Annotated in this window: 20 protein-coding genes; 8 read left to right on the top strand and 12 right to left on the bottom strand. The window is 70.6% G+C overall.

Annotated features, from left to right (window positions below; genetic code table 11):
- Nucleotides 1–9 precede the first annotated feature (9 nt).
- The 7 genes from ACEN96_RS07860 to ACEN96_RS07830 all read right to left on the bottom strand — a co-directional run bounded on the left by ACEN96_RS07860 (nt 10) and on the right by ACEN96_RS07830 (nt 7,566).
- Nucleotides 10–300: a hypothetical protein gene (locus ACEN96_RS07860; RefSeq protein WP_495587474.1), complete on the bottom strand. Its 291-nt coding sequence runs from the start codon at nt 298–300 to the stop codon at nt 10–12.
- 86 nt (nt 301–386) lie between these two features.
- Nucleotides 387–1,193, bottom strand: a complete 807-nt coding sequence (locus tag ACEN96_RS07855) for an ABC transporter ATP-binding protein (protein ID WP_495587473.1) — start codon at nt 1,191–1,193, stop codon at nt 387–389.
- Nucleotides 1,194–1,215: 22 nt separating this feature from the next.
- A complete protein-coding gene (locus ACEN96_RS07850; protein ID WP_495587472.1) occupies nt 1,216–2,559 on the bottom strand; it encodes an ABC transporter substrate-binding protein in 1,344 nt (447 codons plus the stop codon).
- A 96-nt stretch (nt 2,560–2,655) separates the two neighbouring features.
- On the bottom strand, nt 2,656–3,720 hold the full coding sequence (locus tag ACEN96_RS07845) for a branched-chain amino acid ABC transporter permease (protein WP_495587471.1): 1,065 nt from the start codon (nt 3,718–3,720) through the stop codon (nt 2,656–2,658).
- Nucleotides 3,721–3,753: 33 nt separating this feature from the next.
- Nucleotides 3,754–4,683, bottom strand: a complete 930-nt coding sequence (locus ACEN96_RS07840; protein ID WP_495587470.1) for a branched-chain amino acid ABC transporter permease — start codon at nt 4,681–4,683, stop codon at nt 3,754–3,756.
- Nucleotides 4,684–4,708: 25 nt separating this feature from the next.
- Entirely contained in the window at nt 4,709–5,620 is a 912-nt protein-coding gene (locus tag ACEN96_RS07835) for an ABC transporter ATP-binding protein (RefSeq protein WP_495587469.1), read from the bottom strand.
- Nucleotides 5,620–7,566, bottom strand: coding sequence for an AMP-dependent synthetase/ligase (locus ACEN96_RS07830; protein ID WP_495587468.1), 1,947 nt, complete (start codon nt 7,564–7,566; stop codon nt 5,620–5,622). The genes ACEN96_RS07835 and ACEN96_RS07830 overlap by 1 nt, the downstream gene beginning before the upstream one ends.
- A 369-nt stretch (nt 7,567–7,935) precedes the next feature.
- Here ACEN96_RS07830 and ACEN96_RS07825 point away from each other — a divergent pair, with 369 nt between their 5' ends.
- A complete protein-coding gene (locus tag ACEN96_RS07825) occupies nt 7,936–8,592 on the top strand; it encodes a Crp/Fnr family transcriptional regulator (RefSeq protein WP_495588575.1) in 657 nt (218 codons plus the stop codon).
- Here the strand turns inward: ACEN96_RS07825 and ACEN96_RS07820 are convergent.
- The 3 genes from ACEN96_RS07820 to ACEN96_RS07810 form a co-directional block, all read right to left on the bottom strand.
- Nucleotides 8,546–8,926: a hypothetical protein gene (locus ACEN96_RS07820; RefSeq protein WP_495587467.1), complete on the bottom strand. Its 381-nt coding sequence runs from the start codon at nt 8,924–8,926 to the stop codon at nt 8,546–8,548. The genes ACEN96_RS07825 and ACEN96_RS07820 overlap by 47 nt on opposite strands.
- A gap of 20 nt (nt 8,927–8,946) precedes the next feature.
- Entirely contained in the window at nt 8,947–9,276 is a 330-nt protein-coding gene (locus ACEN96_RS07815; protein ID WP_495587466.1) for a hypothetical protein, read from the bottom strand.
- A gap of 217 nt (nt 9,277–9,493) precedes the next feature.
- Nucleotides 9,494–10,084 carry a GNAT family N-acetyltransferase gene (locus tag ACEN96_RS07810; protein ID WP_495587465.1) on the bottom strand — a complete coding sequence of 197 codons (591 nt, stop codon included), beginning with the start codon at nt 10,082–10,084 and terminating at the stop codon, nt 9,494–9,496.
- 346 nt (nt 10,085–10,430) lie between these two features.
- Between ACEN96_RS07810 and ACEN96_RS07805 the strand changes: the two genes are divergently transcribed.
- The 5 genes from ACEN96_RS07805 to ACEN96_RS07785 all read left to right on the top strand — a co-directional run bounded on the left by ACEN96_RS07805 (nt 10,431) and on the right by ACEN96_RS07785 (nt 18,081).
- Nucleotides 10,431–11,114 carry a response regulator transcription factor gene (locus ACEN96_RS07805; protein ID WP_495587464.1) on the top strand — a complete coding sequence of 228 codons (684 nt, stop codon included), beginning with the start codon at nt 10,431–10,433 and terminating at the stop codon, nt 11,112–11,114.
- On the top strand, nt 11,104–12,408 hold the full coding sequence (locus tag ACEN96_RS07800; RefSeq protein WP_495587463.1) for a sensor histidine kinase: 1,305 nt from the start codon (nt 11,104–11,106) through the stop codon (nt 12,406–12,408). Before ACEN96_RS07805 ends, ACEN96_RS07800 begins: the two co-directional genes overlap by 11 nt.
- 103 nt (nt 12,409–12,511) lie before the next feature.
- On the top strand, nt 12,512–13,348 hold the full coding sequence (gene imuA / locus ACEN96_RS07795; RefSeq protein WP_495587462.1) for a translesion DNA synthesis-associated protein ImuA: 837 nt from the start codon (nt 12,512–12,514) through the stop codon (nt 13,346–13,348).
- Nucleotides 13,296–14,756 carry a Y-family DNA polymerase gene (locus tag ACEN96_RS07790; RefSeq protein WP_495587461.1) on the top strand — a complete coding sequence of 487 codons (1,461 nt, stop codon included), beginning with the start codon at nt 13,296–13,298 and terminating at the stop codon, nt 14,754–14,756. Before imuA ends, ACEN96_RS07790 begins: the two co-directional genes overlap by 53 nt.
- Nucleotides 14,757–14,769: 13 nt before the next feature.
- A complete protein-coding gene (locus tag ACEN96_RS07785; RefSeq protein WP_495587460.1) occupies nt 14,770–18,081 on the top strand; it encodes an error-prone DNA polymerase in 3,312 nt (1,103 codons plus the stop codon).
- 91 nt (nt 18,082–18,172) lie between these two features.
- Here ACEN96_RS07785 and ACEN96_RS07780 read toward each other — a convergent pair whose 3' ends face one another.
- On the bottom strand, nt 18,173–18,448 hold the full coding sequence (locus ACEN96_RS07780) for an AbrB/MazE/SpoVT family DNA-binding domain-containing protein (protein WP_495587459.1): 276 nt from the start codon (nt 18,446–18,448) through the stop codon (nt 18,173–18,175).
- A 219-nt stretch (nt 18,449–18,667) separates the two neighbouring features.
- On the opposite strand from ACEN96_RS07780, the gene ACEN96_RS07775 reads away from it, so the two are divergent.
- Nucleotides 18,668–19,522 carry a hypothetical protein gene (locus ACEN96_RS07775; protein WP_495587458.1) on the top strand — a complete coding sequence of 285 codons (855 nt, stop codon included), beginning with the start codon at nt 18,668–18,670 and terminating at the stop codon, nt 19,520–19,522.
- Nucleotides 19,523–19,688: 166 nt separating this feature from the next.
- Here the strand turns inward: ACEN96_RS07775 and ACEN96_RS07770 are convergent, their stop codons facing one another.
- A complete protein-coding gene (locus ACEN96_RS07770) occupies nt 19,689–20,390 on the bottom strand; it encodes a hypothetical protein (RefSeq protein WP_495587457.1) in 702 nt (233 codons plus the stop codon).
- A 132-nt stretch (nt 20,391–20,522) separates the two neighbouring features.
- Between ACEN96_RS07770 and ACEN96_RS07765 the strand changes: the two genes are divergently transcribed.
- Nucleotides 20,523–22,043: a hypothetical protein gene (locus ACEN96_RS07765; protein WP_495587456.1), complete on the top strand. Its 1,521-nt coding sequence runs from the start codon at nt 20,523–20,525 to the stop codon at nt 22,041–22,043.
- Nucleotides 22,044–22,075: the final 32 nt, after the last annotated feature.

The raw sequence follows: 22,075 nt of genomic DNA, 5'->3' as shown, positions 1-22,075 counted from the left end.
GGTCCGGCGTCACTCTTCGGCCCACTGCGCCAGCCGGCGCCTGAGGTCGTCCTGCAGCTTGCGCACGTCGGCCGCGTTGCGGCAGGCGCGCGTCTCCCAGTCGGGGCTGCGCGCCGGTTTCCTCGCCAGCTTCGCGGTGATCCGGCCGTCGCCGGCCGAGAGCTTGAGCACCTCCTGGCCCTCGAAGCTCCAGGTGTCGCCGCGCTCGGTGAGGGCGCGCAAGTCGCGCAGCGCGCGGCGCAATTGCACCAGCGCCTCCTCGGCCTTGAACGGCGGGGGCGCGAAGAAGTCGTCGTCCATGAACGGGTCTCCCTTGAATCGGATCAGCGGGCGGATCACCGCCCAGTCATCGCCCAGTCATCACCCAGTCGTCGCTCATCCGCCGCTCAGGCCAGCCAGCGCTTGCGGCGCTTGTAGCTCTTGACGTCGCGGAAGCTCTTGCGGTCGCCGCCGCCCATGCCGAGATAGAACTCGCGCACGTCCTCGTTGTCGCGCAGCGCCGCGGCCTCGCCGTCCATGACGACGCGGCCGTTCTCCAGGATGTAGCCGTAGTCGGCGTAGCGCAGCGCCATGCTGGTGTTCTGCTCGGCCAGCAGGAAGGTGGTGCCCTCCTTCTGGTTGAGGTCGCGGACGATCTCGAACACCTCCTCGACGATCTGCGGCGCCAGGCCCATCGAGGGCTCGTCGAGCAGCACCATCTTCGGACAGGCCATCAGCGCCCGGCCGATGGCGCACATCTGCTGCTCGCCGCCGGAGGTGTAGGCCGCCTGCGAGCCGCGCCGCGTCTTGAGCCGCGGGAAGTAGGCGTAGACCTTCTCCAGCGTCTGGGCGATCGCGGCCTTGCCGTCGCGGCGCGTGTAGGCGCCGGTGAGCAGGTTCTCCTCGATGGTCAGGTGCGCGAAGCAGTGCCGCCCCTCCATCACCTGGATCACGCCGCGATCGACCATCGCCGAGGTCGACAGCCGCTCGACGCGCTCGCCGCGCAGCTCGATCGAGCCCTTGGTCACCTCGCCGCGCTCGCCGGCGAGCAGGTTGCTCACCGCGCGCAGCGTCGTGGTCTTGCCGGCGCCGTTGCCGCCGAGCAGCGCCACGATGCGCCCCTCGGGCACGCGCATCGAGACGCCCTTCAGCACCAGGATCACGTGGTTGTAGATGACCTCGATGCCGTTGACGTTCAGAAGGATCTGGCTCATGGCGCGCTCCGGCATCGCGGGGTCAGCTCTGGCAGTCCGCCGGGGCGCGGCGGCTGACCTTCTTGTCATTGGCGTACTTGTCCGCCGCCGCCTTCACCATCGGCTTGAGGATCTGCTCGTCGGCCTGCAGCCAGTCGGACGAGAAGTTCCACTTGCCGCCGTCCCAGGTGTGGACGCGGGCCCAGGTCGAGCCCATGTGGTCCTGGCACGAGGTCGAGATCGGCCGGATCAGGGTGCCGATGCCCAGCGCGTCGAGCCGCTTCTGGTCGATGGCCAGGTTCTCCAGGCCCCAGCGGACCTGCTCGCCGGTCATGACCTTGCCCTTGCCGAAGCGCTCCTGCGCGCGGCGGATCGCCTCCACGCTGAGCATCGAGATGATCATGCCCCGCGTGTACAGCACCGAGCCCACCTCGTCCTTGGGCCCGCTGCCCTGGCCCTTCTCGTGCACGTACTTCAGGATGTCCTGCATCACCCTGGCCTGCTGGCCATGGCCGTTGAGCGCCAGCGCGTTGTAGCCCTTGGCGCCCTCGCCCACGTCCTTGACGTCGGGCTCGGCGCCGGCCCACCAGACGCCATACATCTTCTCGCGCGGATAGCCGGTGGCCTGGGCCTCCTTCAGCGCGGTCGAGTTCATCACGCCCCAGCCCCACAGCAGCACGTAGTCGGGGCGCTGCTGGCGCACCTGCAGCCAGGCCGACTTCTGCTCGACGCCGGGCGCCGTCACCGGGATCTTCACCAGCTCGAAGCCATGCATCTTCTGGCGTTCCTCGAGCAGCGGGATCGGCTCCTTGCCGAAGGGCGAGTCGTGATAGACCAGCGCGATCTTCCTGCCCTTGAGCTTGTCGAAGCCGCCCTCCTTCTTCGCCAGGTGCTGGATCAGCATGTCGGCGGCGGTCCAGTAGCTGCCCATCATCGGGAAATTCCACTTGAACACGTTGCCGTCCTGCGAGGCCGACAACCCGTAGCCCAGCGTGATCAGCGGGATCTTGTCGGCCGGCACCTTGTCCGTCAGCGCGAAGGTGATGCCGGTAGCCTGCGGATCGAACAGCGACGCGCCCTTGCCCTTCATGCGCTCGTAGCACTCGACGCCCTTGTCGGTGGCGTAGCCGGTCTCGCATTCCTCGAAGGCGATCTTCACGCCGTTGATGCCGCCGTCGCGCGCGTTGATCAGCTTGAGGTAGTCCTGCTTGCCGTTGGCCCAGGGCGTGCCGTTGGGCGCGTAGGGGCCGGTGCGGTAGACCAGCAGCGGGATGAACTGCTCCTTCGCCTGCGCCAGCGCGGCGCCCGGGCCGCCCAGCAGGCCGGCCGCGGCGGCCAGCATCAGCGCGGCGCGCGCCGCGATCGTCGAGGTCTTGTTCGGCTTCATCGGTCTGTCTCCTGGTGGCACTCGCGGTGCCTTGTTGAATGTGTCGGAAGCGGAAGGACTGCGGGACTGCGGATTCAGTGCGGAGTCAATGCGGAGTCAATGCGGGAAGGGCCACAGGCGCAGCTTCTCCTTCGCGATCTGCCAGAGCCGCGCGAGGCCATGCGGCTCGACGATCAGGAAGAACACGATCAGCGCGCCGAAGATCATGGTGGTCAGGTGCGAGGCCAGCGCGGTGTCGACCGGGATGCCGAACCAGTACGGCAGGTTGTCCAGCACGATGGGCAGCACGACCAGGAAGGCCGCGCCGAAGAAGGCGCCGGCGATCGAGCCCAGCCCGCCGATGATGACCATGAACAGCAGCTGGAAGCTGCGGTCGATCGAGAACGCCGCCGGCTCCCACGAGCCCAGGTGGATGAAGGCCCACAGCGCGCCCGCCACGCCCACGATGAAGCTGCTGACGGCGAAGGCGCTGAGCTTGGCCGCCATCGGCCGGATGCCGATGACGGCGGCGGCGACGTCCATGTCGCGCATCGCCATCCAGCTGCGGCCGATGTGCCCGCGCACCAGGTTCTTGGCGATCAGCCCGAACACCAGCACGAAGGCCAGGCAGAACAGGTACTTCTGCACCGGCGTCTCGATCGGCAGCCCCAGCACCGACAGGCCCGACACGCCGACCGAGCCGGAGGACGAGTCGTTCGTCAGCCACTTGATGCGCAGGAAGGCCCAGTCGCAGAAGAACTGCGCGGCCAGCGTCGCCACCGCCAGGTACAGGCCGCGGATGCGCAGCGACGGGATGCCGAAGAGCACGCCCACCACCGTCGCGCACAGCCCGCCCAGCAGGATGGCCGCGACCAGCGGCAGGCCGTCGACGCGCACCAGGAAGTTGAAGGCCGCGTAGGCGCCCACCGCCATGAAGCCGCCGGTGCCCAGCGAGATCTGGCCGCAGTAGCCCACCAGGATGTTCAGGCCCAGCGCGGCCAGCGACAGGATCAGGAAGGGGATCAGGATCGCGCGCAGCAGGTACTCGCTGGCAAGACCCGGCACCACCACGGCCGCCAGCGCCAGCAGGAGCAGCATCGCCACGCGGTCCTGCGCGATCGGGAAGATCTGCTGGTCCGCGCCGTAGCTGGTCTTGAACTGGCCGTTCTCGCGATAGAGCATGGGGTTCTCCGTTTCAGGCGTTCATGCGCGTGTTCAGACGCGGTCGATGATCTTCTCGCCGAACAGCCCCTGCGGCCGCAGCAGCAGGAAGATCAGCGCCAGCACGTAGGCGAACCAGATCTCGATGCCGCCGCCCAGCCGCGGCCCGAGGTAGATCTCCGAGAGCTTCTCGCCCACGCCGATGATCAGCCCGCCCAGGATCGCGCCCGGCACCGAGGTCAGGCCGCCCAGGATCACCACCGGCAGCGCCTTGAGCGCCACCAGCGACAGCGAGAACTGCACCCCCAGCTTCGATCCCCAGATGATTCCCGCCACCAGCGCGACGAAGCCGGCCACGCTCCACACGATCACCCAGATGCGCGACAGCGGAATGCCGATCGACTGCGCGGCCTGGTGGTCGTCGGCCACCGCGCGCAGCGCGCGGCCGGTGCCGGTGTGGCGGAAGAACAGCGACAGCGCCGCCACCAGCACCGCCGCGATCAGCGCGGCGGCCAGGTCCTCCTGGTTGACCATCACGCCGCCCTGGAACTGCTGCTCCAGCAGGAACACCGGGTCCTTGGGCAGTCCGACGTCGATCTTGTAGATGTCCGAGCCGAACAGCGTCTGCCCGAAGCCGTCCAGGAAGTAGGTGATGCCCAGCGTGGCCATCAGCAGCGTGATGCCCTCCTGGTTGACCAGGCGCGACAGCACCAGCTTCTGCACCAGCCAGGCGACCGCCACCATCAGCGCCATCGCCACGAGGAAGGCCAGCAGGTTGACCGCGAGCTTGCCGCTCAGGCCGGTCCAGCGCGGGATCCACTCGGCGAAGCGCGCCATCGCCAGCGCCGCGAACAGCACCATCGCGCCCTGCGCGAAGTTGAAGACGCCGCTGGCCTTGAAGATCAGCACGAAGCCCAGCGCCACCAGCGAATACAGCATGCCGGTCATCAGGCCGCCGATCAGGGTCTCGAGGAAGAAGCCCATCGTCGTCTCCGGTTGAATGCGGGGTTCAGTGCGAGGCGCCGAGGTAGGCGCGGATCACGTCCTCGTTGGCGCGGACCTCGTCGGGCCGGCCGTCGCCGATCTTGCGGCCGTAGTCCAGCACCACCACGCGGTCGCTGATGTCCATCACCACGCCCATGTCGTGCTCGATCAGCACGATGGTGGTGCCGAACTCGTCGTTCACGTCCAGGATGAAGCGGCACATGTCCTGCTTCTCCTCGACGTTCATGCCGGCCATCGGCTCGTCCAGCAGCAGCACCTTGGGCTCCATCGCCAGCGCGCGGCCCAGGTCGACGCGCTTCTGCAGCCCGTAGGGCAGCCGGCCCACCGGCGTCTTGCGATGCGCCTGGATCTCGAGGAAATCGATGATGCGCTCGACCTGCTGGCGGTGCGCGATCTCCTCGCGCTCGGCGGGACTCCACCACGGGTTGCGCAGCGCCTGCGCCAGCAGCCCGGTGCGCATGCGCAGGTTGCGGCCGCTCATGATGTTGTCCAGCACGCTCATGCCCTTGAACAGCGCCAGGTTCTGGAAGGTGCGCGCGACGCCCATCTCGGCCATGCGGCGCAGCCGGATGCGCGGGCTGAGCTGGCGCATGTCCTCGCCGCGCAGCAGCACGCGGCCCTGCTGCGGCTGGTAGACGCCGTTGATGCAGTTCAGCATCGAGCTCTTGCCCGCGCCGTTGGGGCCGATGATGGCGCGGATCTCGTGCTCGCGGACGTCGAAGCTGATGTCGTTGAGCGCCTTCACGCCGCCGAAGGACAGCGTGATGTTGGCGACCTCCAGGATCACCTCGCCGACGCGGCGCCGCGCGGCCGGCGTGACGGCGGCGGACGGCGCGCCGGGATCGGCGCCATGCTGGCGGTCCTCGGACGGCGGCGGCGCCAGGGTCGGCGCGTCGGCGGTGGCGATGGCGCTCATCAGGCGGCCCTCCGGGTGGGGGAGAAGGTGGCGGCCTCCTCGATGCGCAGGTCGGCGGCGACCTTGCCGGCGCGGCCGTCCTCGAAGCGGACCGCCGTCTCGATGAACTGCGAGCGCCGGCCCTCGTAGAGCGCGTCGATCAGCACGCGGTACTTCTCGGCGATCGCGCCGCGGCGGACCTTGCGGGTGCGGGTGAGCTCGCCGTCGTCGGCGTCCAGTTCCTTGTGCAGCACCAGGAAGCGCGTGATCTGGCTGCCGGCCAGGCGTTCGTCCTGCGCGAGGTCGGCGTTGACCTTCTCGACGCAGTCCTTGATCAGCGCGTAGACCTCGGGCTTGCCAGCCAGGTCGGTGTAGCCGGCGTAGGGCAGGTTGCGGCGCTCGGCCCAGTTGCCCACCGCCTCGGCATCGATGTTGATGAAGGCGCAGACGCGGTCGCGGCCATCGCCGAAGGCCACCGCCTCCTTCACGAAGGCGAAGAACTTCAGCTTGTTCTCGACGTACTTGGGCGCGAACATCGCGCCGTCATGCGCGCCGCCGCGCAGCCGGCCGACATCCTTGGCGCGGTCGATGATCTTCAGATGGCCGCCCGCATCGAGGAAGCCCGCGTCGCCGGTGCGGTACCAGCCATCGGCGCCCAGCACCTCGGCGGTGGCCTCCGGATTCTTGTAGTAGCCCTTGAGCAGGCCCGGCGAGCGCACCAGGATCTCGCCGTTGTCGGCGAGCTTGATCTCCACGCCACCGATGGGCACGCCGACGGTGTCGGACTTCGCTTCATGGTCGGGCTGCAGGCAGACGAAGACGGCGGTCTCGGTCGAGCCGTAGAGCTGCTTGAGGTTGATGCCGATCGAGCGGTAGAAGCTGAAGAGATCGGGGCCGATGGCCTCGCCGGCGGTGTAGGCCACGCGCACCCGCGAGAAGCCCAGCGAGTTGCGCAGCGGCCCGTAGATCGCGAGGTCGCCAAGCCGGTACTTGAAGCGGTCCCAGGCGCCGACCGTCCGGCCGTCCATCAGCGCGGGGCCGACGCGGCTGGCGAGCGCCATGCAGCGCGCGAACAGCCAGCGCTTGATGGCACCCGCGTCCTCCATGCGGATCATCACGCTGGTGAGCAGGCCCTCGAAGACGCGCGGCGGCGCGAAGTAGTAGGTCGGGCCGATCTCCTTGAGGTCGATGCTGACGGTGCTGGCCGACTCGGGGCAGTTGACGACATAGCCGCAGGCCAGCCACTGGGCGTAGCTGAAGATGTTCTGGCCGATCCAGGCGCAGGGCAGGTAGGCGAGCACCTCCTCGCGCGGCGTGAGCCTGTCGAAGCGCGCGCCGGCCAGCGCGCGGTCGATCAGCGTCGCATGCGTGTGGATCACGCCCTTCGGATTGCCGGTGGTGCCGGAGGTGAAGAACATCGCCGCGACGTCGCCGGCCTGGCCCGCGTCGACCTCGCGCTCGAACCAGCCCGGATGGCGCAGCGCATGGGCGCGGCCGTCGCCGCACAGGCTGTCGATCGAGGCCAGGCCCTCGGCCTCGTAATGGCGCAGGCCGCGCGGGTCGTCGAACCAGACGCGGCGCAGCGCGGGGCACTGGTCGCGGATCTCGAGCAGCTTGTCGACCTGCTCCTGGTCCTCGACGACGGCGTAGGCGACCTCGGCGTTCTTCAGCGGGAAGACGAACTCGGCGGCGACGGCGTCCTGGTAGAGCGGCACCGGGATCGCGCCCAGCGACTGCGCCGCGAGCATCGAGGCATAGAGGCGGGGCCGGTTCTCGCCGACGACGACGACGTGCTGGCCGCGCGTCATGCCGGCGGCGGCGAAGCCGTGCGCGAGGTCGCGCACCAGCGCCGCGAGCGCCGACCAGCTGAGCGTCTGCCAGATGCCGAGCTCCTTCTCGCGCAGCGCGGGAGCGTCGGGACGCTGCCGGGCATGGGCGAGCAACCATCGGGGGAAGGTCTGCTCCACCGTCGTCTCCTTGTGTCCCGCTGTCGCCTCTCTGGGGGAGGCGCTCGTGGCGCGGGCTTGGATGGACTGTAGGCCGGCCCATTGACGCCGTGTTGTCGTTGCGACGACATTCCTAGGGAGAGTTCGGGGGAGCGTTTTCCCGGATCAGGTCCAGCGCGCGAGCAGTGAACCGGATGGGCGGCGGCCCGTGTTTTCCCCAGGGGGTCGCGTCAGGTTGTTGTCATGCGCGGGCGCGATGAACGGGGGATGGCTGCCACGTCCGACACCGCCGTCCGCGCCGCGCTCGACGCGCCCCTGCGCTCGCCCGCGTCCGTTGCTCCGCCGGCGCAGCCGCTGCGGCTGCGCGCGCGCGCCGCGTCGGCGCAGGAGATGGGGGCCATTCCGTGGCTGAAGGCGCTGGAGCCGGAGCGCCGCGAGCGCGTCGCGTCCAGCATCCAGGTGGCGGAGGTCGAGGTCGGCGAGCGGGTCTGCCGGATCGGGCGCGAAGCCAATTTCTGGTTCGGCGTGATCGACGGGCTGCTGAAGATGAGCAACGACGACGCCGCGGCGCGGCCGGTGACCTTCACCGGCGTGCCGCCGGGCGGCTGGTTCGGCGAGGGCACGCTGCTCAAGCGCGAGTGCTACCGCTACAACATCCAGGCGCTGCGGCGCAGCGTGGTGGCGGGGTTGCCGCTGGAGAGCTTCCATGAACTGCTGGAGACCAGCCTGGGCTTCAACCGCTATGTGCTGAACCAGCTCAACGAGCGGCTGGGCCAGTTCATCGCCGCGCGGGAGATCGATCGCCAGAGCGACCCCGACTTGCGGGTGGCGCGCAACCTGGCGGCGCTGTTCCATCCGCAGCTGTACCCGGGCGTGAACGGCCTGCTGCGGATCACGCAGCAGGAGCTGGGGCATCTGGTGGGGCTCTCGCGCCAGCGCGTCAACGAGGCGCTGCGCCATCTGCAGGAGCAGCGCCTCATCGCGGTCGAGTACGGCGGCCTCAGGGTGCTGGACCTGGCGGGGCTGCGGGTCTATCCGCAGCAGTGACGCTCGACACGCTGCCGGGCTTGGCGGCCGCCTTCCTCTCCCGTCGCCGGGCGTTGTAACGCGCCAGTCCAAAGATGCACACGAACAGCATCGCGGAGCAGCCCAGAGCGCGCAACACGGCCTCAAACGGCGAGAAGCGCTCCATGTTGAACAAGGCATTGCCGACCAAGACGGCCGTCAAGAACCCGATCAACTGGAGACGCCCTTCCTTGGCGGCGAACTGCTCTGCGTAACGGACCATGATGAAGATGACGGGGCCGCTATTGAGGAAGATCTGGAAGTCGTGGTGGGGCATGGCCAACTCCTGAAATGAGGCCGGCATGGCCTGCACCATGCCGACCATTCATCGGTCACTTAGCGCTTCGAGTACCGGCTCGTTCCACTGGCCGCGAACGCCCCCATCGCCGCTACGGCCGCGGAACTGGCGTACATGCCAACGCCACCGAAGAAGCCCGCAACCCCGCCGAAGATGGCTGCGGCGGCGACTTGGCCAGCGTTGCCTCCGGACAGATAGGAACCCACGCCCGCACCGACGGCCCCAGCGATGGCCCCTGCAGGCCCGAATCCACCGTGGACCTGGTCCATTTCCTCGGGAGTCAGCGGCTGAATCCCGGCAGCTTCGCGTTGATCGACACGCCTTGCGAAAACACGGGCAGCGGAGGAATCGGCATTGAATGCAGTCATCTCAATCTCCAAGTCGATTTGGAAGGCCGGGCGACATTGCCCGCCTTCGCCCCTTTGACGGCCTGCGTCAACGGGACGACTTCATTGCATTCATTTCGGCCCATGACCTCCATGGCCAATTAATGGGCACATCGGTGCAGCTTCCCAACGAATCGGTGGTCCGTCTGACTCGTTGTGCTGGAAGACGTCGCGACGCCAGGCCTCCCGGCCCGCGCGATCAGGCGCCGAAGGGCGTCGCTTCCGGCTGCTCGCGCGGCAGCGCCGCGTACTGCGCGGCATTGATCTCGTAGAGCAGGCTGGCCGCCTCGCCCGGGTGGTCGGCGACCGAGCCGGTCAGCCGCAAGCCCACCCGCTCCAGCGTCTTGCGCGCCGCCGTGTTGCTCGCGCCCAGCAGCGCCTGCACCGATCCCGCGTACAGGCCCTCGAAGGCCAGCGCCAGCGCCGCCAGCGACATCTCCGCCGCGTAACCGCGGCCCCAGTGATCGGACAGGAAGTGGAACTCCAGCAGCAGCGCCGGCGTGCCGCCCGCCACCCCCCGGCTCAGGCCGCCAAAGCCGATCGCGCCCAGCGACGGCTGTTCCCGCAGCGACACCGCCCACGGGCCGAGCCCGTCACGCGCCCACTGCGCGCGCCACAGCTCCAGCCGCTCGGACGCGGCCGGGCCGCCGGCGTCGAAGCGCCGGTTGGCCGGGTCGACCAGCAGCTCGCGGAAGGCGCGGGCATCGGCCGCCGCGGGCGGGCGCAGGATCAACCGGCGGGTCCCGGTGAACCGCTCGACCGCCGGAAGGGGGAAGGCAGGTGCAAACATAAGGGTTAACCCGCACATTATGCGCCTGCGCCGGAAATCAAGTCTCCACCGGTTCCAGGGTCCCGCGCCGTTGCCGGCACTTGCGCACGGTCGATGCCTTCTTCCCCTTCCCCTTTCCCTTCGCCTCCTTCCCCAACGGGAATGGGCGAGCGCCGCGCATGCGGCCCCCGTCATGCCGCCGTACAGCCCCCGGTAGGCCAGCCGACAGCCCCGCGCAAGGTCGGCTCCTGGGCACTGGCATAGGATTCCCAGCTTCCGCGGGCCTGCCGCGAGGGACCTCCCCCTTTCCGGGCCCGCTTCCGTCGGACGACGCGGCGAATTCCCGCCGCAGAACGAGAGCCTCGTGATGAAGCTGCTGGTCATCGAAGACAACCCGGACATCGTCGCCAACCTGTGCGCCTACCTGGAGCCGATGGGCTACCAGCTGGACGTGGCCCGCAACGGCCTGGGCGGGCTGGCGCAGGCGGCCGCCGGCTCCTACGACGCGATCGTGCTGGACCTGACCCTGCCCGGCCTGGACGGCCTGGACGTCGCCCGCCGGCTGCGCAAGGACTTCCGCCGCCCCACCCCCATCCTGATGCTGACCGCGCGCGACACCATCGCCGACAAGGTCAACGGCTTCGAGAACGGTGCCGACGACTACCTGGTCAAGCCCTTCTCGCTGGTCGAGCTGGAGATCCGCCTGAAGGCGCTGATGCGCCGCTCCCACGGCCTGCAGCTCAGCGCCGCGGTCAGCTACGCCGACGTCAACTTCGACCCCGACACGCTCGAGGCGACCCGCGCCGGCAAGCCGCTGCAGCTGACCCCGACCGGCTACAAGCTGCTGGCCGCGCTGCTGCGCGAGGCGCCCAAGCTGGTCCGCCGCGAGGACCTCGAGCGCGAGGTCTGGGGCAACGACCCGCCCGACAGCGACGCCCTGCGCACCCACATCCACGCGCTGCGCGCGGCGCTGGACAAGCCCTTCCCCGTGCCGCTGCTCAAGACCCACCCCGGCATCGGCTACCGCCTGGTGTCGCCCGATGCGGGATGACGGCGGCGATGGCCGGCGGCCGCGCTCGACCGCCGCGCCGACCACGCTGCGCACCCGCGTCGCCGCCGCCTTCCTGCTGCTGACGCTGCTGGTCTGCGGCGCCTTCGCGGTGGCGGCGGTGCGCATCGCCTCCAGCATCGAGGACCGGCTGATCGACCAGCGCCTGAGCCGCACCGCCGACGAGCTCGTCGCGCGCGAACGCCAGGGCCTGCCACCCGACCTCCCGCCCAGCGTCACGCTCTACCGCGGCACCGGCATCCCCGAGCCGCTGCGCGGCCAGCCGCCCGGCAAGTACTCGATCCTGCAGGACGGCGTCGAGGTCAACGTGCTGATCCGCGACGACCTGGGCGCGCCCTTCGTGCTGACCGACCGCGACGACGACTTCGCCAAGATCGAGGCTGGCGTCTACGGCCTGCTCGGCCTGGCCTTCGTGTGCTGCCTGGGCCTGGCGTTGCTGCTGGCGCAGCTGACCGCCAGCCGCATCGTCGCGCCGGTCACGGCGCTGGCCCGCGCCGTCGAAACCGGCGCCGCGCCGCGCGAATACCCGCTGCAGGAGTCCACCGACGAACTGGGCGTGCTGTCGCGTGCCTTCGCCGCCAAGACCGAGGCCCAGCAGCGCTACCTGGACCGCGAGCGCTGGTTCACCGGCGACGTCAGCCATGAGCTGCGCACGCCGCTGGCCATCATGCTGGGCGCCGCCGAGGTGCTGAAGGCGCGCCTGCATGGCCGCGACGACATGGTCGAGCTGGCCGAGCGCATCCGCCGCACCGCCGCCGACACCAGCGAGCGCGTGGTGGCGATGCTGCTGCTGTCGCGCGACCCGGCCAGCATCGGCGCGCCGCCGACCGCGGTGCTGCCGCTGCTGCGCCAGGAGATGGAACGCTGCCGTCCGCTGCTCAAGGGCAAGGCCGTCGAGATGACGCTGCATGCCGCCCCGGCCGATGCCGGCCTGGAAGTGCCGGCGCGGCCCGAGCTCGCGGCCATCGCGCTGGGCAACCTGATCCGCAACGCCTGCCAGTTCACCGAGGAAGGCCGCGTCGACATCCGGCTCGAGGCCGGCCGCGTCGTCATCGAGGACACCGGCATCGGCATCCCGCCGGCCGTGCGCGACCGCATCTTCGACCGCTTCATGCAGGTCGACCCGGCCGGCGCCGGCAGCGCCGGGCTGGGCCTGGCCATCGTCAAGCGGGTGGCCGAGCACCTGGGCTGGACCGTCAGCCTGGAGGCGCCGGCCAACGGCGGGACGCGCTTCGCGCTGAGCTTCGGATCGGGACATTCTCCCCACCTGAAGTGAAACATCCGCTGGACGGGTCGGCCGTCAACCTATACTGTATGCACATACAGTTCTCAACGCCGGTGTCACGACCGGCGTTGTCGTCTCTCCCGACCGACCCGCCATGCCCTCCCCGTCCTTGCCCCTTCCCCCCGCCGTGGCCGAGGCCGTCTGGCGCGGCGACGCGCTGGGCCGCGGCACCGACACGGTCTGGCCCAGCGGCTTCGACGCGCTCGACGCCGAACTGCCGGGCGGCGGCTGGCCCGGCCGCCAACTGACCGAGCTGCTGCTGCCGCAGTTCTCGCTGGCCGAATGGCGGCTCGCGGGGCCGGCGCTGCGGCGCGTCGTCGTGGACGGCGCGGCCGTGGCCCTGGTCGGCCCGCCCAAGCGCCCGCACCTGCCCGGGCTGATGCACCTGGGGCTGGACGAGCGCCACCTGGTCTGGATCGACGCGCGGACGCCGTCGGAGCGGCTCTGGTGCGCCGAGCAGCTGATCAAGTCGAACGCCGCCGGCGCGGTGCTGGCCTGGATGCCGCAGGCCGCGCCCGAGCAGTTGCGGCGCCTGCAGGTGCTGGCCCAGTCCTTCGAGGGTCCGGTGTTCCTGTTCCGGCCGCTGGCGGCGCGTCACGATCCCTCGCCGGCGCCGCTGCGGCTGCAGGTGACGATCGACGTCGACTGGGCGCTGGATGTCCAGATCCTCAAGCGCAAGGGCCCCGCCCACGAGACGCCGCTGCGGCTGGCATCCATCCCCGGCGGACTCGAGCGCGTGCTGACGCCGCGCGTGATGCGGCCCAGCACGATGCGTCCGGTCGCGCCGGTCCCGGCCCTCGCTCCCGAATCCCTGTCCGCCGCCCTGTCTGAATCCCCGCGCGAGCCCCAGCCGCTCGCCCCGTTCCCGGAGTTGACCGATGTTGTGGGTCGCGCTGATCCTGCCGCCTCGTCCGCCGGCGCCGTCCGCTGAGCCGGCCGCGCCGCCGGACCATCCCTGGGGGATCTGTCCGGAGGCGCAGGCAGGACTGGCCGTGTGGTGCCTGCAGTTCACGCCGCGCGTGGCGCTGATGGAGGACGCCGTCGTCATGGAGGTCGAGGCCAGCCTGCGGCTGTTCCGCGGCCTGGGCGCGCTCAAGGCGCGTATCGCCGACGAGGCGCCGGACCTGGGTGCCATCGGCATCGGCTGGGCGCCGACGGCCACCGCCGCGCTGGTGCTGGCGCGCTGCGGCGTGCCGGACCTGGGCGGGCGGCTGCTGCAGGCGGTGCTGGATCCGCTCCCGCTGCAGGCGCTGAGCGCCGGCGCCGACCACGCCGAGCCGCTGAGCCGCGCCGGCATCAACACGCTGGGCCAGTTGCGGGCCTTGCCGCGCGGCGGCATCAGCCGGCGCTTCGGCGCGGCGCTGCTGGCGATGCTGGACCAGGCCTACGGGCTGCGTCCCGAGGCGCATCGCTGGGAAGTGCTGCCCGAGGACTTCCACGCCCGCATCGAACTGCCGGGGCGCGAGGATCACGCGCCCGCGCTGCTGCTGGGCGCGCGGCCGCTGCTGATGCGGCTGTGCGGCTGGCTGGCGGCGCGCCATGCCGGCGCGACCGGTGTGACGCTGCACTGGGTGCACGACTCGATGCGCGCCAAGGACGCCGGCGACGGCGGCTCGCTGACGATCCGCACCGCCGAGCCGATCCGCGCGCTCGAGCACTTCTGCCGGCTGATGGCCGAGCACCTGGCCAAGACCCGGCTGCTGGCCCCGGTCGGCGAGCTGCGGCTGGAGGCGATCGGGGTCCAGGCCCTGACCGAGGACAGCGCCTCGCTGCTGCCCGACACGGTGCGCACCGGCGAGACGCTTTATCTGACGCTGGAGCGCATCGCCGCGCGCTTCGGCCCGGAGCGGGTGCTGCAGCCGGCGCCTGGCGACGATCACCGGCTCGAATGGATGACGCGCTGGCAACCCGCCACCGACGGCCAGCGAGCGGGCCGGCGCCGCACGGCGGCGCGGCCCGCGCCATCGATGCCCGAGCCCGGCTTCCTGCTGGAACCGCCGCTGCGCCTGGCGCTGCGCGAGCACCGGCCGCACTATCAGGGCGCGCTGACGCTGCTGGCCGGGCCCGACCGCGTCGAGGGCGGCTGGTGGGATCGCCTGCCGGCGCGCGCGCCGGCGGACGTGGCCTCCGAGGCCGGCACCGGCGCGCGCGACAAGACCGCGCCGGCCTTCACCGCGATCGTGCCGCACGACGACGCGGCGACGGTGGCACTCGGCCACCGCAACGTCGTGCGCGACTACTGGATCGCGGTCAACGACAACGCCGGCGTCGTCGCCATCTTCCGGCAGCCGCTGGACGATGGCGGCAGCGCCTGGTTCCTGCACGGCGTCTACGCCTGAACGGGGTCGAGCGATGACCGTCCAGCCTGCCCCGCCCCCGCCTCCTGCGCCTCCTGCGCTTCCGGCGCTGCCTGCTCTTCCCGATTACGCCGAACTGCGCTGCCTCAGCAACTTCAGCTTCCTCAAGGGCGCCAGCTGGCCCGAGGAACTGGTCCAGCGCGCCAGGGAACTCGGCTACGCCGCGCTCGCGATCACCGATGAATGCTCGATGGCCGGCATCGTGCGCGCGCACGTGGCCGCGAAGCAGCACGGGCTGAAACTGCTCGTGGGCAGCCAGTTCCGCATCGACCCGCGCGGCGGCGCCGGTCCGGACGAGGACGCCCCTTTCACGCTGGTGGTGCTGGCCTGCAACCTGAACGGCTATGGCAACCTGTGCCAGCTGATCTCGCGGCTGCGGCGCTCGGCCGACAAGGGCAGCTATCGCTGCACGATCGACGACATCGGCCCCCAGGCGCTCGATGACTGCGTCGTCATCGCCTGCCCGGACCGGCATGCGGCGGCGGCGCCGTTGCTGGCGATGTCGCGCTGGCTGCTGTCGCGCTTCACCGGCCGCTGCTGGCTGGGCGTGACGCAGACCCGCGAGCTCGACGACGAGAGCCGCCTGCTGCGGCTGCGCGAGGCGGCCGCGCTGACCGAGATCCCGCTGGTGGCCGTGGGCGACGTCACCATGCATGTGCGCAGCCGCAAACCGCTGCAGGACGTGTTGACCGCGACCCGGCTGGGCCGGCCGCTGACCGAGTGCGGCCAGGCGCTGGACCGCAACGCCGAACGCCACCTGCGCGCGCGCGGCCGGCTCGGACTGGCCTTCCCGGCCGAACTGCTGGCGGAGACCCTGCGCGTGGCCGCCTGCTGCGACTTCAAGCTCGACGAACTGCGCTACCACTACCCCTCGGAGGTGGTCCCCGAGGGCGAGACGCCGGCCAGCCATTTGCGCCGGCTGACCTACGAAGGCGCGGGCCGGCGCTGGCCCGACGGCATTCCTGCGGCGGTCAGCGAGCAGATCGAGCGCGAGCTCGCGCTGATCGAGGAGCTGCGCTACGAGCATTACTTCCTCACCGTGGCCGACATCGTCCACTTCGCGCGCTCGCAGGGCATCCTGTGCCAGGGGCGCGGCAGCGCGGCCAATTCCATCGTCTGCTACTGCACCCACGTGACCGAGGTGGATCCGCAGCGGATGCAGGTGCTGTTCGAGCGCTTCATCAGCAAGGAGCGCAACGAGCCGCCCGACATCGACATCGACTTCGAGCACGAGCGCCGCGAGGAGGTCATCCAGTACCTCTACCGCAAGTACACGCGCGAGCGCGCGGCGCTGGCGGCGGTGGTGATCTCGTACCGCGTCAAGAGCGCGCTGCGCGACGTCGGCAAGGCGCTGGGCTTCGAGCCGCAGACGCTGGACACGCTGTGCGGCAACCACCAGTGGTGGGATGGGCAGACCATCGACGCGGAGCGGCTGCGCGAATCGGGCCTGGACGCGAATGACCTGGCGGTGCGGCAGCTGGTGGAGATCACCTCGGAGCTGCTCGGTTTCCCGCGCCACCTGTCGCAGCATCCGGGCGGCTTCGTGCTGACGCAGGGACCGCTGACGCGCATGGTGCCGGTGGAGAACGCGTCGATGCCGGACCGCACGGTGATCGAGTGGGACAAGGACGACCTCGACGCGGTCGGGCTGCTCAAGGTCGACGTGCTGGGGCTGGGCATGCTGACGGCGATCCGCAAGACGCTGGACTTCATCAGCAAGCGCCAGCGGGGTCCCTTCGAGGTCAAGGACATCCCGGCCGAGGACAAGGCCACCTACGAGATGATCCAGCGCGCCGAGACGATCGGTGTGTTCCAGATCGAGAGCCGGGCGCAGCGCAGCATGCTGCCGCGCTTGCGGCCCGAGAAGTTCTACGACCTGGTCATCGAGGTCGCGATCGTGCGGCCGGGCCCGATCCAGGGCGGGATGGTGCATCCCTACCTGCAGCGGCGGCAGGGGCTGGAGCCGGTGGTCTATCCGAGCGGGCTGGAATCGGTGCTGGACCGCACGCTGGGGGTGCCGGTGTTCCAGGAACAGGTGATGCAGATCGCGATGATCGCGGCCGGGTTCACCGGCGGCGAGGCCGACGAGCTGCGGCGCTCGATGGCGGCGTGGAAGCGCAAGGGCGACCTGGGGAAATACCGCGAGCGGCTGATCGAGGGGATGCGCGCGCGCCACTACCCGGTGTCCTTCGCGGAGCAGATCTTCGAGCAGATCAAGGGCTTCTCGGAATACGGCTTCCCGGAGTCGCATGCCGCGTCGTTCGCGCTGCTGGTCTACACGAGCAGCTGGCTCAAGAAGCACCGGACGGCGGAATTCCTGGCGGGGATGCTGAACGCGCAGCCGCTGGGCTTCTATTCGCCGAGTCAGCTGGTGCAGGACGCCAGGCGCAGCGGCGTCGAGGTGCGGCCGCCGGACGTGATGCACAGCGACTGGGACTGCACGCTGGAACGCGCCGATGGCCGCGTGATCCGGCCGACGCGGCGTGGCAAGGACGCCGAGGCCCTCGATGCGCAGCCGCTGGACCTGGACGGCATCGCGCGGGACGAAGAGGGCGATCCTTGGCTGGAGTCGGACGAAGCGCTGGCGGTCGATGCGGCGCCGGTGGCGGTGAGGCTGGGGCTGCGGCTGGTGAAGGGCCTGCAGCAGGCCTCGGCGGCGGCGATCTGCATCGAGCGCAGAAATGGTCCGTTCAACGACGCGGAAGACCTGGCGCGCCGCACCGGCCTGAACCAGCAGCAGATGACGATGCTGGCGGCGGGCGATGCGCTGACGAGCCTGAGCGGCCATCGGCGCCAGCAGATGTGGGATGCGGCCGCTCAGCATGCGCCGCCGCCGCTGCTGTCGGCGGCGCCGGTGCAGGAGGACTTCCTGGCGCTGCCGCAGGCGCCGGAGGGCGAGGAGATCGTCTTCGACTATGCGTCGCTGGGCCTGACGCTGCGGCGGCATCCGCTGGCGCTGCTGCGGCCGATGCTGCGCGAGCAGCGCTGGATGTCGGCGCGGGAGCTGAACGAGCTGCCGGATGGCCGGCCGGCGCGCGGCTGCGGGATCGTGACGGTCAAGCAGCAGCCGGCGACGGCCAAGGGGACGATCTTCATCTCGCTGGAGGACGAGACCGGGGACATCCAGGTCATCGTGCACCGCGCGCTGTGGCAGCGGCAGCGCCAGGTCATGCTGCATTCGCGGCTGATGGCGGTGAAGGGCAAGTGGCAGCGCAGCGGCGAGGTCCGCAACCTGATCGCCGGCCACATGGAAGACCTGACGCCGATGCTGGGCCGGTTGAGGACGGAGAGCCGGGATTTCCATTGACTACATCGGCTCTCTCACGGAGAGCAAGCAAGAAATCCCAATTGCCGCAACTTGCGAATTGCTCGCCGATCGAAAGTCAGGAATGTCACCCTCATCGCCGCTTCCCCGCCCAACCCTCTTCGATCGCCTTGTTCATCTGCTTCAACGACAAAGGCTTCTTCCGCTTGCGCGGTCGGTCAGCGAGGATGCCGGCGATGCTCTCAATGCGACTGCTCCTTCGCGTCAAGTGCAAGATGCAAGTTCCGTTGGACCAGAAGTCGACATCGATGGCTTCGCCTGGCTCGACTCCGAGATGCCTCAGGATCTCTTCCGGTATCCGCACCTGATCGGGCGCGCCTTCGGTACTGATCTTCATCTTCGACAACATCGCCACTCCTTTCGCTGATGCACGGCCTCGTGCACGACGGGAGGAAGACTAGCCCCGCATGCCATCGAAAAACCGCCTCTCCCCCTGACTTCCATCAACGGTGGGAGAGAACGCGCGGCCGCCCCCCACCACTCCCTCGCCTGTAGGTTCAGTCCGACGGTGCAATGCGTCATTCGGGGGGTATCCACGGGCCAGGCCTTGCGGAAAGATCGGCTCAACTTGTCCTCACGCCGACCTCGCCAGCGCATGCTGGCGCGGCCGCCCCCCGGCAGCATGAAAAAGATCGCCGCTCGTCCCCGCGCGGTGCCCGTCGCGGCACCGCTGATCCCCTCTCCGTCCTGGGCCCTGCTCGGCATCGAGCCGCTGCGCGCCGCGATGGAGTACGCCAGTTGCCGCCTGATGGACCGCAGCGGCCATCCGCCCGGCGACGGTCATCCGGTGATCGTCTTCCCCGGCCTGGCCGCCGACGCGCAGTCGATCGCGCCACTGGTGGGTTTCTGCCATGGCCTGGGCTACGCGGCGCGCGATTGGGGCCGCGGTCTCAACACCGGCCCCACCGGCGACATCGACCGCTGGCTCGACGCGCTCGCGGCCGACATCGAGGCCTTGGTCGCCGAGCGGCCCGAGCCCGTCTCGCTGGTGGGCTGGAGCCTGGGCGGCATCTATGCGCGCGAGGTCGCCAAGCGCATCGCGCTGCCGGTGCGCCAGGTCATCACGATCGGCACGCCGATCACCGGCGAAGCCACCCAGACCAACGTCAGCCTGATCTACCGCTGGGTGAATGGCTCGATGCCGGTGCTGGACGAGGACTTCAAGTCGCGCCTGATCGCCGCGCCGCGCGTGCCCACGACCTCGATCTACAGCCGCAGCGACGGCGTCGTCGCCTGGCAGGCCTGCGTGCAGCCGGAGGACCACCCGATGATCGAGAACGTCGAGGTCGACGGCAGCCACTGCGGCCTGGTCTGGAATCCCGCGGTGCTCAAGGTCGTGGCGGATCGGCTGTCGCATGCGCCCGAGACGTGGCGCCGATATGGCGAGAACGCCGACGCGCTGGCCGCCACGACGCTGAACTGACACCCGCGCGAGGAGATCGATCTGACGCCGGACCGCGCAGCGGTCCGGCGTCAGCCATGCTCATCGGATCAGCGCGATCAGGATGATGATCGGAATGGGCACGCCCAGCAGGTACAGCAGCAGCGATCGCATGTCGGTTCTCCTTGTCGTTGGATGAAGGGCCGGGTCATTCGAACCGGTCACGCTGGCGGCCGCCGATCGTGGCCAGCCAGCTCGCCGTGAACGCGCCGATCAGCAGGGACACGAACATCCACAGCGCCGTCTTGCGCGCGGCATCGATCGCCTCCTGGCTGAGCGCCGGCATCGAGGCCGAGGGCGCCGGCGAGGCGGCCGCCGACGCGCCATCCGCGGCCGTCGAGCCGGCCGTCGTTCCCGCCGTGTTCGCCGCCGCCGCGGCCACGGCATTGGCCGCCGTCGCCGCGACACCGGGCGCCTTCACGCCGATGCCCGCGATCGCGCCGACCGACGCCGTCAGCGCCGCCGCCGTGAACAGCGTGGCCACCGCCCACGACAACAGGCCGTGCGCGGTGTCGCGGAAATGGACCTCGTCGAGGTCGGTATCGCGCCAGCGCACCCGCAGCCGGCCGGCCAGGTAGCCGCCGAGCCCCGATGCCGCCAGTTGCGTGAACGCCAGCCACACGACGCTGGCCATGCCCAGCGCCCCGGCATTCGAGCCGTCGCCGCCCCAGGGCGACACGGCGGTCAGTCCCAGGCCGACGCCGAGCAACAGCAGGATCAAGGACAGCGCCGCAGCAGCCGCCGCCCCGGCGAGCACCGCCGCCCACGACACCGCCGACACGTTGCCGCGCGTCGGACCCACAGCGGCGGCGCCGCCCTCGCCCGCATACCAGGCTTCATTCGCGACCATCGCAGTCCCCTTGAGTTGTGATGAACCGTATCGGCAAAACACGGACCCGAGCGCCCGGTAACACGCCGCCGTAACGCGCGTTACGGCGCTGGCGTCACATCGCCGGCGCGCTCCGCGCAGAATGCGCCTCCAATGACCGCCGCTCCCGCCTCCAGTCCCTGCGCCACGACGCCCGCGGGCGTCCCCCTTTCCAGTGCCATGCGCGCCGGCGCGCAGCCCTCCTTCCACCGCGTCCAGCTGCTCGCGCAGGGCCTGCGCGTCGACGGACTGCCCGAGCTGCGCAACCGGCTCCTGCCGCGCCTGATCGCCGCCCTGCTGCAGGCCCACGAGCAAGGCCTGGCGCGCGTCGACAGCCCCTGCGCCCGCGCCGAACTGCGCGAGCGCATCGCCGGCATGGCCGAACTTCATCGCACCCAGGTCTGGCGCGCGCTCGCGCTGCTGGACGACGGCCCCCTGGCCGCGCTGATCGAGGCCAGCGCCCGCAGCAGCGGCCCGTTCTGGCTCAATGCGGCCTTGCTCGCGCGCTGCCGCTTCGAGATCGACGGCGAGCCCGCCACCGGCGCGGCGCTGGCCCGCTGGCTCGGCCAGGAGCGGCCGGTGCGCGCGCCCGCCGCCGCGGCGCTGCTGCCGCTGGCCTACGCCGAGGCGCTCGCCCGCGCCGACTACCTGCTCGACCGCGGCGAGCTCTATCCCGCGCGCCTGGCCCTGCAGCAGGCCGCGCCCCACGTCCCCGCCGGCGACGACGCCGCCGCCGCGGCGCTCGGCCTGCGCCGCGCCCGCATCGCGCGCCGTCTGGGTGACTGGGCCGCCCTGCAGGACGAGTTGCGCGAGCTCGGCCAGACACTCAACCATGGCCGCCTGCCCCGGCTCGAACGGCGCCAGCTCCGCGCCCGCGTCGCGATCCTCGCCGCCTGGCACTGGTACGGCAGCCTCGGCCAGGCCGCGGCGGCGCTGGACAAGCTCGACGAGGTCGACCCCGAGGTCCTCGCCAGCGATTCCACGCTGCGCTGCGACCACGGCAACCTGCGCGGCATCGTGCTGCGCGAACTCGCCATCACGCGCGGCGACGCGGCCCTGGCGATGCAGTCGCTCGCCAGCCTCGGGGACGCGCTGCGCGGCGCCTCGCTCGCCGGACTGCCCGACGCGCTGCAGGTCTGCGCGGCCAATCTCTCCAACGCGCTGGGCCAGCTCGTCGAGGCAGGCCTGCTGCCCGAGGGCGGCGCCGGCTTCGAGGACGCGGTGCGCTGGCTGCTCCTGAGCGACGCGCTGTGCGCGCGCTGGCAACTGGGCCGCAGCTCGCTGCTCAACACCATCTTCCTGCTGCGGCTGGCGGCGCTGGGCCGGCTGGGCTTCGCCGCGCTGCAGCGGCTCGCCACCGCGCAAGGGCTGCCGCTGCCGGCCGCGTCCTTCGGCGAACTCGCGTCGCAGCGCTGGGCCTCGTGCCGCGCGCGCCATTCGCAGATCCCGCCGGACCAGCGCTGCGCCTTCCTGCTGCTGTGGGCGCGGCATGCGCTCGACGAAGGCGACGCCTTCAGCGCCACCGACCTCGTGCGCCAGGCGCGGCTGCAGGCGCGCAAGCTGCGCGACGAGACCGCGCGCCGGCGCTACCTCGACGAGGCCGAGGCCTTGATGCCGCACTCACGGCGCGCCTGAACGGCCGTAACGCCGAATGCGCGCCTCCGGCG

The sequence above is a fragment of the Roseateles sp. Mitsp63 genome (genome assembly GCF_059491535.1).
This window is presented reverse-complemented; position numbering and strand designations above follow the sequence as displayed.

Coding starts and splice junctions, on each gene's coding strand:
- ACEN96_RS07860 (WP_495587474.1), bottom strand. CDS start 300: ATGGACGACGACTTCTTCGCGCCCCCGCCGTTCAAGGCCGAGGAGGCG.
- ACEN96_RS07855 (WP_495587473.1), bottom strand. CDS start 1,193: ATGAGCCAGATCCTTCTGAACGTCAACGGCATCGAGGTCATCTACAAC.
- ACEN96_RS07850 (WP_495587472.1), bottom strand. CDS start 2,559: ATGAAGCCGAACAAGACCTCGACGATCGCGGCGCGCGCCGCGCTGATG.
- ACEN96_RS07845 (WP_495587471.1), bottom strand. CDS start 3,720: ATGCTCTATCGCGAGAACGGCCAGTTCAAGACCAGCTACGGCGCGGAC.
- ACEN96_RS07840 (WP_495587470.1), bottom strand. CDS start 4,683: ATGGGCTTCTTCCTCGAGACCCTGATCGGCGGCCTGATGACCGGCATG.
- ACEN96_RS07835 (WP_495587469.1), bottom strand. CDS start 5,620: ATGAGCGCCATCGCCACCGCCGACGCGCCGACCCTGGCGCCGCCGCCG.
- ACEN96_RS07825 (WP_495588575.1), top strand. CDS start 7,936: ATGGGGGCCATTCCGTGGCTGAAGGCGCTGGAGCCGGAGCGCCGCGAG.
- ACEN96_RS07820 (WP_495587467.1), bottom strand. CDS start 8,926: ATGGTGCAGGCCATGCCGGCCTCATTTCAGGAGTTGGCCATGCCCCAC.
- ACEN96_RS07815 (WP_495587466.1), bottom strand. CDS start 9,276: ATGACTGCATTCAATGCCGATTCCTCCGCTGCCCGTGTTTTCGCAAGG.
- ACEN96_RS07810 (WP_495587465.1), bottom strand. CDS start 10,084: ATGTTTGCACCTGCCTTCCCCCTTCCGGCGGTCGAGCGGTTCACCGGG.
- ACEN96_RS07805 (WP_495587464.1), top strand. CDS start 10,431: ATGAAGCTGCTGGTCATCGAAGACAACCCGGACATCGTCGCCAACCTG.
- ACEN96_RS07800 (WP_495587463.1), top strand. CDS start 11,104: ATGCGGGATGACGGCGGCGATGGCCGGCGGCCGCGCTCGACCGCCGCG.
- imuA (WP_495587462.1), top strand. CDS start 12,512: ATGCCCTCCCCGTCCTTGCCCCTTCCCCCCGCCGTGGCCGAGGCCGTC.
- ACEN96_RS07790 (WP_495587461.1), top strand. CDS start 13,296: ATGTTGTGGGTCGCGCTGATCCTGCCGCCTCGTCCGCCGGCGCCGTCC.
- ACEN96_RS07785 (WP_495587460.1), top strand. CDS start 14,770: ATGACCGTCCAGCCTGCCCCGCCCCCGCCTCCTGCGCCTCCTGCGCTT.
- ACEN96_RS07780 (WP_495587459.1), bottom strand. CDS start 18,448: ATGTTGTCGAAGATGAAGATCAGTACCGAAGGCGCGCCCGATCAGGTG.
- ACEN96_RS07770 (WP_495587457.1), bottom strand. CDS start 20,390: ATGGTCGCGAATGAAGCCTGGTATGCGGGCGAGGGCGGCGCCGCCGCT.
- ACEN96_RS07765 (WP_495587456.1), top strand. CDS start 20,523: ATGACCGCCGCTCCCGCCTCCAGTCCCTGCGCCACGACGCCCGCGGGC.